Annotated in this window: 12 protein-coding genes; 11 read left to right on the plus strand and 1 reads right to left on the minus strand. The window is 68.5% G+C overall.

Going from position 1 to position 13,039, the window contains the following annotated elements; all coding sequences use genetic code 11:
• Positions 1-125: 125 nt before the first annotated feature.
• From QE399_RS12785 to QE399_RS12810, 6 genes are all read left to right on the plus strand, one after another.
• Positions 126-533: a GFA family protein gene (locus tag QE399_RS12785; protein ID WP_309829165.1), complete on the plus strand. Its 408-nt coding sequence runs from the start codon at positions 126-128 to the stop codon at positions 531-533.
• Between the two features lie 334 nt (positions 534-867).
• Entirely contained in the window at positions 868-1,536 is a 669-nt protein-coding gene (locus QE399_RS12790; RefSeq protein ID WP_309829166.1) for a GntR family transcriptional regulator, read from the plus strand.
• Positions 1,533-2,987 (plus strand): malonyl-CoA decarboxylase, encoded by a 1,455-nt coding sequence (locus tag QE399_RS12795; protein WP_309829167.1) that lies wholly within the window; start codon positions 1,533-1,535, stop codon positions 2,985-2,987. Before QE399_RS12790 ends, QE399_RS12795 begins: the two co-directional genes overlap by 4 nt.
• Positions 2,988-3,112: 125 nt before the next feature.
• The gene (locus QE399_RS12800) at positions 3,113-4,135 is read left to right on the plus strand and encodes a Bug family tripartite tricarboxylate transporter substrate binding protein (RefSeq protein ID WP_309829168.1); all 1,023 of its coding nucleotides are present in this window, start codon (positions 3,113-3,115) and stop codon (positions 4,133-4,135) included.
• Positions 4,136-4,219: 84 nt separating this feature from the next.
• Complete coding sequence (locus tag QE399_RS12805; RefSeq protein ID WP_309832084.1) at positions 4,220-5,047, plus strand: enoyl-CoA hydratase/isomerase family protein; 828 nt, start codon at positions 4,220-4,222, stop codon at positions 5,045-5,047.
• A gap of 13 nt (positions 5,048-5,060) precedes the next feature.
• Positions 5,061-6,620 carry a malonate--CoA ligase gene (locus QE399_RS12810; RefSeq protein ID WP_309829169.1) on the plus strand — a complete coding sequence of 520 codons (1,560 nt, stop codon included), beginning with the start codon at positions 5,061-5,063 and terminating at the stop codon, positions 6,618-6,620.
• Positions 6,621-6,641: 21 nt separating this feature from the next.
• Here QE399_RS12810 and QE399_RS12815 read toward each other — a convergent pair whose 3' ends face one another.
• On the minus strand, positions 6,642-7,613 hold the full coding sequence (locus QE399_RS12815) for a LysR substrate-binding domain-containing protein (protein ID WP_309829170.1): 972 nt from the start codon (positions 7,611-7,613) through the stop codon (positions 6,642-6,644).
• A gap of 216 nt (positions 7,614-7,829) precedes the next feature.
• Between QE399_RS12815 and QE399_RS12820 the strand changes: the two genes are divergently transcribed.
• The 5 genes from QE399_RS12820 (at position 7,830) to QE399_RS12840 (ending at position 13,036) form a co-directional block, all read left to right on the plus strand.
• Complete coding sequence (locus QE399_RS12820) at positions 7,830-9,062, plus strand: metal-dependent hydrolase family protein (RefSeq protein ID WP_309829171.1); 1,233 nt, start codon at positions 7,830-7,832, stop codon at positions 9,060-9,062.
• A 48-nt stretch (positions 9,063-9,110) separates the two neighbouring features.
• A complete protein-coding gene (locus QE399_RS12825; protein WP_309829172.1) occupies positions 9,111-10,331 on the plus strand; it encodes an ABC transporter substrate-binding protein in 1,221 nt (406 codons plus the stop codon).
• 163 nt (positions 10,332-10,494) lie between these two features.
• Complete coding sequence (locus QE399_RS12830; RefSeq protein WP_309829173.1) at positions 10,495-11,370, plus strand: branched-chain amino acid ABC transporter permease; 876 nt, start codon at positions 10,495-10,497, stop codon at positions 11,368-11,370.
• A 26-nt stretch (positions 11,371-11,396) separates the two neighbouring features.
• Positions 11,397-12,278 (plus strand): branched-chain amino acid ABC transporter permease, encoded by an 882-nt coding sequence (locus QE399_RS12835; protein ID WP_309829174.1) that lies wholly within the window; start codon positions 11,397-11,399, stop codon positions 12,276-12,278.
• Positions 12,275-13,036, plus strand: a complete 762-nt coding sequence (locus QE399_RS12840) for an ABC transporter ATP-binding protein (protein ID WP_309829175.1) — start codon at positions 12,275-12,277, stop codon at positions 13,034-13,036. Before QE399_RS12835 ends, QE399_RS12840 begins: the two co-directional genes overlap by 4 nt.
• Positions 13,037-13,039: the final 3 nt, after the last annotated feature.

A 13,039-nucleotide genomic window follows, 5' to 3' on the forward strand; every position in this document is an offset into this window, starting at 1 on the left:
CTAAGTCAAGCGCCGCGTGCAAAGCCGCGCTGCCGACTCCTGCCGGGGCGCCGCTGCAGGCCCGGGATCGCTCTCGAAGCGCAGAATCCGGTGTTCGAGGTCTTATAACTCAGGAGGACGTGGCCATGAAGATCGAGGGTGCCTGCTACTGCGGCGCGATCGGGTACGAGGCGGAAGTGCAGCCGGGCACGGCGACCGTCTGCCATTGCGACGACTGCCAGGCCCAGTCGGGCTCCGCGTTCCGCGCCAACATCCCGGCGCCTGCATCCAGCTTCCGGCTCATCCGGGGCACGCCCCGCACGTACATCAAGACGGCGGCGAGCGGCAACCGGCGCGCCCTGGCGTTCTGCGAGGTTTGCGGAAGCTCCCTGTACGCCTGCGCCGTGGAGCATCCCACCACCTATTCCCTGCGCATCGGAACGGTGAAGCAGCGGCACGCCCTGGGCCCGCCGCAGCGCCAGATCTGGACCCGGCGGCGCCTGGACTGGGCCGACCTGCCGGAGTGCGGGGCGTCTTTCGACGGGCAGCCGTAGAACCTGTCCGGCGCTTTTCGGAGTCGCGCGCCGCCCGCGCGGAAGGTCTTCAGGTCTTCAGACCGCCAGACCGCCAGACCGCCAGACCGCTAGACCGCTAGACCGCTAGACCGCTAGAGGTCGGCGCTGCCGCGGTCCATTCGCCGTCAGGCGCAAAGCCGCGAGCATGGCGAGCGGGACCCTCTGCCGTTTGCTGCCAGCTTGACGACCCCGGTGTAATCCCTGGTAACGCCATCTTGGTTATTTTTCATAATTATGAGAAATTACTAGAACCAACGCGGCCTGAACCCTGCCACTTCCACCACCGACCCACGCCCCACTCACCGTGACCTCCATGCGCCTTGTCGCCAACTCCCTGTACGACCAAGCGGCCGAGCGGCTGCGCGAGCAGATCTTCAGCGGCGCGCTGTCGCCGGGCAGTTTCCTTGACGAGGCGGCGCTGTGCGAGCGGCTGGCCATCTCGCGCACGCCGCTGCGGGAGGCGCTCAAGGTGCTGGTGGCCGAGGGGCTGCTGCGCCACGAGCCGCGCCGCGGCTGCTTCGTGGCCGAGATCACCGAGCGCGACGTGGACGAGATCTTTCCCGTCATCGCGCTGCTGGAAGGACGGGCTGCCTACGAAGCCACGGAGCGGGCCGGAAGTGCCGACATCGCCGCGCTGGAGGTGCTGCACGAGCGTCTGCGCAGCCATGCCGCCGCCGGCCGCATCGACGCCTACTACGAAGCCAACTACGCCATCCACGAGGCCTTCATCACCCTGGCCGACAACCGCTGGCTGGCCCAGGTGATCGGCGACCTGCGCAAGATCCTGCGCCTGGCGCGGCACCAGACGCTGCATGTGCCCGGCCGTCTGCAGCAAAGCCTGGGCGAGCACCTGGCCATCTTCGATGCCCTGCAGCGCAAGGACTGCGCCGCGGCCGAGCAGGCCATGCGCAACCACCTCATGGCGCAGCGCAATGCGCTGCGCGACATCGCCCGCAACCACCACTCCCGGATCGCACCATGAACGCCGCCGCTACCTGGATCTCGCGCAACGTCTCGCGCCTGCGCCCCGCCGACAACAAGACCGAGGCCGCCGACGGCGCCGGCAGCGCGCCGGCCAAGCCGCCCGCGCCGCGCTCCACGCACGAGCGCCTGCAGGCCACGCTGCGCCGCGGCCAGGAGGCGCTGTCGCCGCGCGCCCTGCGCCGCCTGCTGACCGATCTGCAGGAGGTGGCCGCCACGCAGGTCAGCGAAGTGGAGGGCGGCCGCCGCGCCGAGGCCGTGGCCGCCTGGTATGCCGAGGCCGCGCCCGAAGAGCGGCGCGACCTGTGGCTGCTGATGTGCGAGCAGTTCGCGCCGGACGCCACGCGCTTCAAGTCCGCGCGCCAGCGCTACGAGGCTGCCACCGGCGCCGAGGAGCAGGCCCAGGCCGAGGTGCACCTGCGCCGCGCGCTGGTGTCGCCGCGCACGCGGCTGCTACAGCGCTTTGCGGTGTTCCCGCAGGGCATGCGCTTTCTGGTGGATCTGCGCGCCGAGCTGCTGCCGCAGCTCAAGGGCGACAAGCGGCTGATGGCGCTGGATGCCGAGCTGGAGCACCTGTTCTCCACCTGGTTCGATGTGGCTTTCCTGGAGCTCAAGCGGCTGTCGTGGGACTCCCCGGCCTCGCTGATCGAAAAGCTCATCAAGTACGAGGCGGTGCACGACATCCGCAGCTGGGCCGACCTCAAGAACCGCCTCGACAGCGACCGGCGCTGCTACGGCTTCTTCCACCCGCGCCTGCCGAACGAGCCGCTGATCTTCGTCGAGGTGGCGCTGGTCACCGACATCTCCAGCAGCATCACGCCGCTGCTGGACGAGTCGGCCGCGCCGGCCGACCTGTCGCGGGCCACCACGGCCATCTTCTACTCCATCAGCAACACGCAGACGGGTCTGCGCGGCGTGAGCTTCGGCGACTCGCTCATCAAGCACGTGGTGGAGACGCTCACGGCCGAATTCCCGCGCCTGCGCACCTTCGCCACGCTGTCGCCCATTCCGGGCTTCCGCGGCTGGTTGTCCAAGCACTGCGCGTCGGTGCTGGACCAGCTGGACGACAAGCGCAAGGCGGAGCTGGGCCGCGCGGTGGGCTTCGAGCCGCCGCAGGCCGCGCACGTGCTGGCCGCCGCCGACAAGGCACTCGACCTGCCGGCCAAGTCCCCCGTGCGCCAGCTGCTCCTGGAATGGGCGGCCCAATACCTGGCGCGCGAGCTGAACGAGGGCAAGCCGCTGGACCCGGTGGCACGCTTCCACCTGGGCAACGGCGCCCGCGTGGAGCGCCTGAACTGGGCGGGTGACCCTTCGGCCAAGGGCCTGAAGCAGTCGTTCGGCCTGATGGTGAACTATCTCTACGATCTCAAGCGGATCGACAAACACCGCGGCCTGCTGGCGCAGGGCCGCGTACCGGTGTCGGGAGACATCGAGAGCCTGGTGCGCGACTGACGCGGCCGCGGCGCCGCGCTGCCCCTGGGGCGGCGCTGGCTCCGCGTTCCGGGCCGGCCGTGCACCGCTGTGACAAGAAGCGCCTTCCTTCCATGATTCGATAAATACGACAGGAGACAAAAGGAATGACCGTAGACCATCAAACCATCCCTCCGGCAGCGCTGCGGCGCCGCGGCGTGCTCAGGGCGGCAGGTGCTGCCGGCTTGGCGCTGGCATCCGGCGGCCACGCCTGGGCGCAGGGCGCCGCCGGCTGGCCGACCAAGCTGGTGACGCTCGTGGTGCCGTTTCCGGCCGGCGGCGGCACCGATGCCTTCGCCCGCCCCCTGGCGGCGCAGTTTGCCAAGTCCACCGGCAAGACGCTGGTCATCGACAACCGCGGCGGTGCCGGCGGCACCGTCGGCGCCAGCTTTGCCGCCAAGGCGCAGCCGGACGGCTACACGCTGTTCATGGGCGGCGTGCACCATGTGATCGCGCCGTCGATGTACCCCAAGCTCGACTACGACATCGAGAAGGACTTCATTCCCCTGGCCCTGCTGGCCAACGTGCCGCAGGTGCTGGTGGTGAACCCCAAGACGGTCAAGGCCACGAACATGACCGAGTTCCTCGCCTTCGTGCGGGCCAACCCGGCCAAGCTGAACTACGCGTCGGCGGGCTCGGGCACCTCGCACCACCTCGCGGGCGAGCTGTTCAAGCTGCAGACCAACACCTTCATCACTCACATTCCCTACCGCGGCGCGGGCCCGGCGCTGCAGGACCTGATCGCCGGCAACGTGGACATGCTGTTCGACGGCCTGGGCTCCTCGGCCTCCCACATCAAGGGCGGTCGCATCAAGGCGCTGATGGTGTCGGGCAACAAGCGCAACCCGGCCTTCCCCGACGTGCCCTGCGCCGCCGAGGTGGGCCTGCCCGACTACACCGTCACCACCTGGTACGGCCTGTGGGCGCCTAAGGGCACGCCGGCCGACGTGCAGGCGCGCATCGTGGAGGAGGTGCGCAAGCTCGGCGCCGCAGAGGAGCTGAAGACTGTCTGGGCGAGCAACGGCGCCGACTTCGGCGGCATGACGCAGCAGCAGTTCAGCGCCATGGTCAGCTCCGAGGTCAAGCGCTGGGCCCAGGTGGTCAAGGCCTCCGGCGCAAAATTGGAGTGAGGCCGTGCCGGTGCGCGCCGCTGCGCCGATTCGGCGTGGCGGTGGCGCGGCGCCATGTATGCAACCCAGAGGGAAGACGACGAGATGCCGGGTGAGGTGACGATGACGGTGGGCGAGGGCGGCCTGGTGCACGTGATGCTGCGCCATCCGGGCCGGCTCAATGCCATGTCGCGTGCGATGTGGCGCCAGCTGCGCACGGTGTTCGAGGCGGTCCACCGCAGCGCCGATGCGCGTTGCGTGGTCGTGGCGGGCGAGGGCGGGGCGTTCTGCGCCGGCGGCGACATCTCGGAGTACCCCGACTTCCGCTTCGATGCGGCACTGCTGCGCGACTTCCACGAGAACGACGTCTGGGGCGGCCTGTCGGCCATGCTGGATTGCGACGTGCCCATCGTGGCGCGGATCGACGGCGCCTGCATGGGCGCGGGTGTGGAGATCGCCAGCTGCTGCGATGTGCGCATCGCCGCCGACACGGCCCGCTTCGGCGCCCCCATCGCCCGGCTCGGCTTTCCGATGGCCCCGCGCGAGGCGGCGCTGGTGGCCAGTGCCGTGGGCGATACCGCTGCGCGCCTGATGCTGCTGGAAGCGGCCACCTTCCCGGCCGCCGATATGCTGCAGCGCGGCTTTCTCAGCCGCGTCGTGCCGGCCGAGCGGCTGGACGCAGAAGCCCTGGCATCGGCCCGCCGCATCGCCGAGCTGGCCCCCGTCGCCGCGCGCATGAACAAGCAGACGCTGCGCGCCCTTAACATGCCAAATCAGGCTGCAGCGCCCGTCCATCAAACGCCATCAGCTATGAATTTGGTAGTAGATGGGGGTGCTGTTCCGCTGCCGCCCGATCCGTACGCCTATGCCGACAGCGCGGAACACCGCGAAGGCATCGCCGCATTCCTGGCCAAACGGCCTCCCGCTTTTTGACACTCTTGCAACCATGAGCACTTCTTCCCAGAACCTGTTCCAAGCGCTGCGCGCAGCCTTTCCCTCCGATCTGGACGCGGTCGCCGTCGAGGCCCACGCGCCCGACGGTACGCCGCTCCACTACACCTGGCGCGACCTCGACCGCGCCAGCGCCCGCATGGCCAACCTGCTGGCCTCGCTGAAGCTGCCCGAGGGCAGCCGCATCGCCGTGCAGGTGGAGAAGTCGGTCGAGGCCATGATCCTGTACCTCGCCACGCTGCGGGCGGGCTACGTGTTCCTGCCGCTGAACACCGCCTACCAGAGCGCGGAGATCGAGTACTTCGTCGGCAACGCCGAGCCCGCCGTGGTGGTGTGCTCGCCCGCCAACTTCGGCTGGGTGTCCAAAATCGCCTTCACGGCCGGCACGCAGCATGTGTTCACGCTGGGCGAGGACCGCAACGGCAGCCTGCTGGAGCGCGCCGCGCACCACGGCGACGAACACACGCCGGTGCCGCGCAAGGCCGACGACCTGGCCGCCATCCTCTACACCAGCGGCACCACGGGGCGCAGCAAGGGCGCGATGCTCACGCACGGCAACCTGCTGTCCAACGCCGAAGTGCTCAAGGACTACTGGGGCTGGAAGGCTGGCGACGTGCTGATCCATGCGCTGCCCATCTTCCACGTGCACGGCCTGTTCGTGGCCATCCACGGCGCGCTGATCAACGGCAGCAAGATGATCTGGATGGCCAAGTTCGACCCCAAGGCCGTGCTGGCCGCGATGCCGCGCGCCACCGTCTTCATGGGCGTGCCCACGCTGTACGTGCGCCTGCTGGCCGAACACGGCCTGGACAAGAACGCCACGCGCCACATGCGCCTGTTCGTGGCGGGCTCCGCGCCGCTGCTGATCGAGACCTTCAAGGAATGGCAGGACCGCACGGGCCACACCATCCTGGAGCGCTATGGCATGAGCGAGACCATCATGCTCACCTCCAACCCCTATGCCGCCGACCCGCGCCATGGCGGGCAGGACGAGCGCCGCGGCGCCACGGTGGGCTTTCCCCTGCCGGGCGTGGGCCTGCGCGTGGTGGACGATGCCGGCAAGGCGCTGCCCACGGGCGAGATCGGCAACATCCAGGTGAAGGGCCCGAACGTGTTCAAGGGCTACTGGCGCATGCCCGAGAAGACGAAGGAAGAGTTCAGCGCCGATGGCTGGTTCAAGACCGGTGACGTCGGCAAGGTGGACGAACGCGGCTACGTGAGCATCGTCGGCCGCAGCAAGGACCTGATCATCAGCGGCGGCTACAACGTCTACCCGGCCGAGATCGAGGGCTACATCAACGAGATGCCCGGCGTGGCCGAAAGCGCGCTGGTGGGCGTGCCGCACCCCGACTTCGGCGAGGTGGGCGTGGCCGTGGTGATCGCCAAGCCCGGCGCTCAGATAGATGGCGACGCCATCGTCGCCCAGCTCAAGGGGCAGCTGGCCAACTTCAAGATTCCCAAGCGCTGCTTCGTCGCCAAGGAGCTGCCGCGCAACACCATGGGCAAGGTGCAGAAGAACGTGCTGCGCGACCAGCACAAGGGGCTCTTCGCCTGACCTGCCCCGGCGCGGCTGCCCTCAGGTCGTCTTGGGTCCGTTTTCGCAGAAGATGCAGGGGGCGGCCGGCTCCCCTGTGGCCGTCCCGCCCTGCGCGACCTCAGCATGGCTGCAGCAGTGCTCCAGCCAGGCCCCCACCAGCTTGTACACCGACAGGTTGGTGCGGGCCGTAGGCGCGCAGAGGTAGTAACCCAGAGGGCTTTCGAAACGCTCACCCAGTGGCTCCACCAGGGTGCCGGCCTGCAGCTCGTCCTCCACCAAGCAGGTCGGCACGATGCCCACGCCGAAGCCCGATACGGCCGCGCGGATGATGAGCGAATACAGGTTGAAGCCCGGCCCGAAGCGGCTGCCGCTGGTGTCGCAGCCGTTGGCCACCATCCAGTCGTGCCAGGCGAGCGGCACCTCGATGTGCTGCAGCAGCGTCGCGTGCTGCAGGTCGGCAGGTGTGCGCAGGGGCAGGGCGGCCTGCAGCTGCGGGCTGCAGACGATGCTGGTTTCCTTGCCGATCAGGTAGCGCGCGTTGGCGCTGGGCCAGTTGCCGTAGCCGTACTGGATGGCGGCGTCGAATTCATACGGCACCGCGAAGTCGTGCGCGTGCTGGTAGCGCACGAAGTTCAGCGACACCTGCGGCAGCGTGCGCTTGAAGTGCCCCAGGCGCGGAAACAGCCACTGCGCCGCGAAGGTGGGCGGCACCGAGAGGTTGAGCGCGCCGCCGCTGCCGCCGTACGACATGAGCTGCGTGGTGGCCGATTCCAGCGCCGCCATGGCCGGCCGCGTGGCGTTCAGGTAGGTGGCGCCGGCATCGGTCAGCTCCAGGCCGCTCGCCTTGCGGATGAAGAGCTTCTGGCCCAGGTAGTCTTCCAGCGATGCGATGTGGCGGCTGATGGCGCTCTGCGTCACGCACAGCTCGCGCGCCGCCATCGTGAAGGCCTGGTGCTTTGCGGCCGAGTGGAAGGCGTTCAGTTCCGAGATGGTGGGGCACAGGCGTCGCATGGCGGGCATGAGTAATAGTCATGGGTGGGTGAGATTTTAGGGCGTTGCCCGCGGCCCCGATTGGCCTGATAAATGCGTCCTGTGACGGCGCCGTGACGAGGTTTCCCGTGTGATCTGCTCCTTTAGCACCAAAGTTGTGCGGGGCGACCTGCGGATAACCCGAACATGCACCGCCATGAGTATTTTTCAAGCCATCGCGTTCCACCGGTTTTCTCCATGACCACTTTGCTGATCGATAACTGCCGCGTGCTCGACGTGCATGCGCTCACCGTGCGCACCGGGCTATCCGTTCTGGTGCAGGACGGGCGCATCGCCGCCGTGGGCGAGAACCTGGCGGCAGGCGAGGGCGCCACGCGCATCGACGCGCGCGGCATGACGCTCATGCCCGGCATGATCGACTGCCACGTGCACGTGGTGGCGTCGTCGTTCAACCTGGGCACCGTGGCCAAGATGCCCAACGTCTTCACCATGCTGCGGTCGCTGCCGATCATGCAGGGCATGCTCGGCCGCGGCTTCACGTCCGTGCGGGACGCGGGCGGTGCGGACTGGTCGCTCGCCGAAGCCGTGCGCACGGGGCTGGTGCAGGGCCCGCGCATCTTCCCCTCGGGCAAGGCGCTGTCGCAGACCGGCGGGCACGCGGACTTCCGCCAGCGCAACGACGACCTGGACGTCTGTTCCTGCGCCTACAAGCTGGGCAACATCGGCCGCGTGGTCGATGGCGTCGATGCCTGCCGCCTGGCCGTACGGGAAGAGATGCTCAAGGGCGCCACGCAGATCAAGGTGATGGCCTCGGGCGGCGTGGCCTCGCCCAACGATCCGATCCAGAACCTGGGCTATTCCGAGGCCGAACTGCGCGCCATCGTGGAAGAGGCCGACAACGCCAGCACCTACGTGATGGCGCATGCCTACACGCCGCGCGCCATCGCCCGCGCCGTGCGCTGCGGCGTGCGCACCATCGAGCACGGCAACCTGGTCGATGCGCCCACTGCCGAAATGATGGCCGAGAAGGGCGCCTTCATGGTCCCGACACTCGTCACGTATGAAGGCCTGGCCACCGAGGGCGAGCGCTACGGCCTGCCGGCAGTGTCCATCGCCAAGATCGACACGGTGCGCGGCCAGGGCAAGAAGGCCGTCGAGATCCTGGCCAGGGCCGGCGTGAAGATGGGCCTGGGCAGCGATCTGCTGGCCGAGACGCACTACCTGCAGTCCGACGAACTGCGCCTGCGCGCGCAGATTCTGGGCAACGGCCCGGTGCTGCAGCAGGCCACGCTGATCGGCGCCGAGATCCTGAACCAGCAGGGCCAGCTCGGCGAGATCACCGCGGGGGCCATCGCCGACCTGCTGCTGGTCGATGGCGACCCTCTGGCCGACATCAGCTGCCTGCTGGGCCAGGGCGAGCGCATCCGCGCGATCGTCAAGGACGGCGCTTTCGTCAAGAACACGCTCTGAGATCCCCTCGTTTCTTCTTTCGATTCCCCCGCCTCACCGGAGACCACCATGCAACGTAGAAACCTTCTGAAGCTCGGCGGCGCCGCAGCCGCCCTGCAATGCCTGCCTTCCATCGGCTTCAGCCAGCAGGGCGACGTGTTCCGCATCGGCTCGCTCACGCCCATCACCGGCGCGGGCAGCCCCTACGGCCCGGGCATGCAGCAGGCCATTCGCCTCGCGGTGGACGAGGTCAACGCCGCCGGCGGCGCGGGCGGCCGCAAGCTCGAGCTCTTCACCGAAGACTCGCAGACCAAGCCGGACGCGGCCGTGCTGGCCGCCAAGAAGCTGATCGAGGTGAACAAGGTGCAGGCCGTGCTGGGCACCTGGGCCTCCGGCGTGTCGCTGGCGGTGATGCCGCTGACCGATGCCGCCGGCATCATCGAGATGAACGTCTCGGGCGCACCGGCCATCTCCACGCTCGATACGAAGGACCTGGTCTGGCGCTTCCAGGCCACCAACGACCGCTTCGGCGCGGCGTTCGCCGAGATCTGCGCCAAGCGCGGCTTCAAGCGGCCCGCCACCATGGCGTTCAACAACGCCTCGGGCCTGGGCAACGTGGAAGGCTTCACCCGCGTGTGGGAAAAGCGCGGCGGCAAGGTGGCCGCGCACGTCACCTATGAACCCAGCCGCCCGAGCTACCGGAGCGAACTGCAGAAGATCCTGGCGGCCAAGCCCGACGTGATCGTGATGGGCTCGTACCTGCCCGACACCACCATCATCCTGCGCGAGTGGTTCCAGTCCGGTGCCGACAACAAGTGGATCATCCCCGGCTGGGCGGCCAACCCCGACCTGGTGAAGGCGCTGGGCGCCGAGGTCTGCGAAGGCATCATCTCGGTGGAAACCGTGTCGAACGAGAAGAGCACGTCGTACGCCCAGTTCGATGCCGCCTTCACCAAGGCCACGGGCAAGTCCGCCGCCACCAACATCTACGCCGCCATGGCCTACGACATGGCGATCTCGCTGGCCCTGGCCATGGAAGCCGCCGGCGCCAAGGCCACGGTGGAGCAGGTCAACGCCAAGATCCGCGACGTCTCCAACGCACCCGGCACGGCCGTGTATTCCTTCGCCGAAGGCAAGGCCCAGCTGGCCAAGAAGGCCAAGGTGAATTACGAGGGCGCCTCCAGCAAGCTCGACTTCGACAAGTTCGGCGATGCCACGCCCGACTTCGGCGTGTACGTGATCGAGAAGGGCCAGCTGGTCCGCCGCGACGTGGTGTCCATCACCATGTGACCGCACAGGCCGCGCGCGCCGCGTCGTCGGCGCACGCGGCATTTTTTTCCAGTCGCCCATGGGCGGCTGACACAGCCCGGCACAGCCGTTCTGGCCAGGCGTTGCAACGCCGGCAGAAAGCTTGTGCCGGCCGCCTGACGTGGGATCTGCACGAGATGACGCAATGACCTGGATCGATTTCGCAAACCTCCTGATCAATGGATTGATCGAAGGCCTGGTGGTGGCCCTGCCTGCCTTGGCCATGACCCTGGTGATGGGCGTCAACCGCTTTCCCAACGCCGCCACAGGCGACCTGATGACGACCGGCGCCTATGCCGCCGTGGCGGTGCAGCTGCTGGGCGGCGCGCCGCTGTGGCTGGCCGCCATCGCCAGCGTGGTGGTGACGGCGCTGGTGTCGGCGGGCTCCTACCAGCTGATCTTCCGCAAGCTGGCGGGGCGGCCGATGGTGGCCTCCATGCTGGCCGCCATCGGCCTGGGCTTTCTGCTGCGCAGCCTGATCTCGTTCTTCGCCGGCCACGACCAGCGCACCTTCGACATGCCGCTGGTGCGCGCCTGGAACTTCGGCGGCCTGCGCATCCTGCCCATCGACGTGCTGATCGCGGCCATCGCCGCTGGCTGCCTGGCGGTCGTGTTCGTGCTCATCTATCGCACCAGCTTCGGCCGCCAGCTGCGCGCCGTGGCCGACAGCGCCGATCTGGCGCGGGCCAGCGGCATCCGCGCGGGCGGGCTGATGCTGAGCCTGTGGCTGCTGGTGGGCGCGCTTTCGTCCATCGGCGGGGTGCTGCTCGGCATGAAGGCCATCGTCATGCCCGAGATGGGGTGGGAGAGCCTGATCCCCGCGTTCGCCGCCATGGTGCTGGGCGGCATCGGCAGCCCGGTGGGCGCCGTGCTGGGGGCGCTGGTGCTCTGCGTGGTGCAAGAGCTGTCGGTGCCGCTGCTGGGGCCCTCTTACAAGCTCGTGCTGTCGTTCGTGGTGCTGGCGCTGGTGCTGCTGCTGCGCCCCGCCGGCATCATGGGCCGCGTGCAGCTGGTGCGCTGATAAGAACAAGAACCAAGAGGCCAACCATGATTGCCTATCTCTGTGCCATCGGCATCGTCGCGCTCATCTACTGCCTGCTGGCGCTGGGCCTGAACCTGCAGTTCGGGCTGACCCGGCTGGTCAACTTCGGCGTGGTGGCGTTCTTCGCCGTGGGCGCCTACACCTCGGGTCTGCTGTCGCTCAAGGGGCTGCCGCTGCCGCTGTGCTTTGTCGCGGCTGGCATCCTAGCCGGCCTGCTGGCGCTGCCCATCGGCCTCTTGTCGCTGCGGCTGCGCGACGACTACCTCGCCATCGTCACGCTCGGCTTTTCGGAAGCCGTGCGCATCACCATCCAGCAGGAGAGCTGGCTCACCAACGGCGTGCAGGGCCTACCGGGCCTGCCCAAGCTGTTCGCCAGCTGGGGCGGCGGTGTGTCCGACGTGGCCATCTTCACGTTGCTGGCGGTGATCGTCGGGCTGGTCTGCTGGGGCACGATGCGGCTCACGCGCAGCCCGTTCGGCCGGCTGCTGAAAGCCATCGGCGACGACGAGGCCGCGCTCTCGGCCCTGGGCAAGGACCCGGCGCGCTTCAAGGTGCAGGTGTTCATGCTGGGCGCGGCGCTGGCCGGCCTGGCGGGCGCCTTCTATGCGCACTTCATCACCTTCATCACCCCGGAGCAGTTCATCCCGCTGATCACCTTCTACGTGTGGATGGGGCTGGTCATGGGCGGCTCGGGCTCGGTGCGCGGCGCCATGTTCGGCTCGCTGCTGCTGATGGTGTTCCTGGAGGGTTCGCGCTTCGCCAAGGACTGGGTGCCGGGCGTGTCGGAAGTCGGCATGGCCAGCCTGCGCCTGGCCGCCGTGGGCCTGGCGCTGATCCTGATCACGCTCTACCGGCCCAACGGTTTGTTCGGAGGCTCGTCGAAATGAGCATGCTGCAAGTGGACAACGTGAGCCGCCTCTTCGGCGGCTTCAAGGCGGTGGACGACGTGTCGCTGCAACTGGCCGAGCGCGAGGTGCTGGGCATCGCCGGCACCAACGGCGCGGGCAAGAGCACCCTGTTTGCCGCCATCGCGGGACAGCAGCCGGCCGACGCCGGCCGCATCCGATTCGCCGGGCAGGACATCACCCGCCTGCCGCCCCACCGCCGTGCCCACCTGGGTCTGGTGCGCACCTTCCAGATTCCGCGCGAATTCAAGAGCCTGACGGTGCACGAGAACCTGATGGCCGCCGCCGCCAACCCGCAGGGAGAACGCCTCGTCAACGCCTTCTTCCAGACGCGCAGCCTGCGCGAACACGAGGCGCAGCTGGCGGCCAAGGCCGATGGCATCCTGGCCTTTTTGAACCTGGCGCGCGTGCGCGACGTGCCGGCCGGGGGCCTGTCGGGCGGGCAGAAGAAACTCGTGGAGCTGGGCCGCGTGCTCATGCTGGACCCGCGCTGCATCCTGCTCGACGAACCCTTCGCCGGGGTCAACCCGGTGCTGATTGACGAGATCTGCGACCGTGTGCGCGAACTGCAGGGCCGCGGCATCGCTTTCATCGTCATCGAGCACCATCTGCAGGCGCTCAAGGCGCTGTCGCACCGCATGATCGTGATGGACCGGGGCCGCATCCTGGCCGAGGGCGACCCGCACACCGTGCTGGACGACCCGCGCGTGCAGGAAGCCTACATGGGAGGGGTGGTATGAGCG

This window comes from Paracidovorax wautersii (genome assembly GCF_031453675.1).
Lineage (GTDB): Bacteria > Pseudomonadota > Gammaproteobacteria > Burkholderiales > Burkholderiaceae_C > Paracidovorax.

Bases quoted from the DNA above. Each gene is read 5' to 3' on its own strand.
- QE399_RS12785 (WP_309829165.1), top strand. From the start codon at position 126: ATGAAGATCGAGGGTGCCTGCTACTGCGGCGCGATCGGGTACGAGGCG.
- QE399_RS12790 (WP_309829166.1), top strand. From the start codon at position 868: ATGCGCCTTGTCGCCAACTCCCTGTACGACCAAGCGGCCGAGCGGCTG.
- QE399_RS12795 (WP_309829167.1), top strand. From the start codon at position 1,533: ATGAACGCCGCCGCTACCTGGATCTCGCGCAACGTCTCGCGCCTGCGC.
- QE399_RS12800 (WP_309829168.1), top strand. From the start codon at position 3,113: ATGACCGTAGACCATCAAACCATCCCTCCGGCAGCGCTGCGGCGCCGC.
- QE399_RS12805 (WP_309832084.1), top strand. From the start codon at position 4,220: ATGCCGGGTGAGGTGACGATGACGGTGGGCGAGGGCGGCCTGGTGCAC.
- QE399_RS12810 (WP_309829169.1), top strand. From the start codon at position 5,061: ATGAGCACTTCTTCCCAGAACCTGTTCCAAGCGCTGCGCGCAGCCTTT.
- QE399_RS12815 (WP_309829170.1), bottom strand. From the start codon at position 7,613: ATGCGACGCCTGTGCCCCACCATCTCGGAACTGAACGCCTTCCACTCG.
- QE399_RS12820 (WP_309829171.1), top strand. From the start codon at position 7,830: ATGACCACTTTGCTGATCGATAACTGCCGCGTGCTCGACGTGCATGCG.
- QE399_RS12825 (WP_309829172.1), top strand. From the start codon at position 9,111: ATGCAACGTAGAAACCTTCTGAAGCTCGGCGGCGCCGCAGCCGCCCTG.
- QE399_RS12830 (WP_309829173.1), top strand. From the start codon at position 10,495: ATGACCTGGATCGATTTCGCAAACCTCCTGATCAATGGATTGATCGAA.
- QE399_RS12835 (WP_309829174.1), top strand. From the start codon at position 11,397: ATGATTGCCTATCTCTGTGCCATCGGCATCGTCGCGCTCATCTACTGC.
- QE399_RS12840 (WP_309829175.1), top strand. From the start codon at position 12,275: ATGAGCATGCTGCAAGTGGACAACGTGAGCCGCCTCTTCGGCGGCTTC.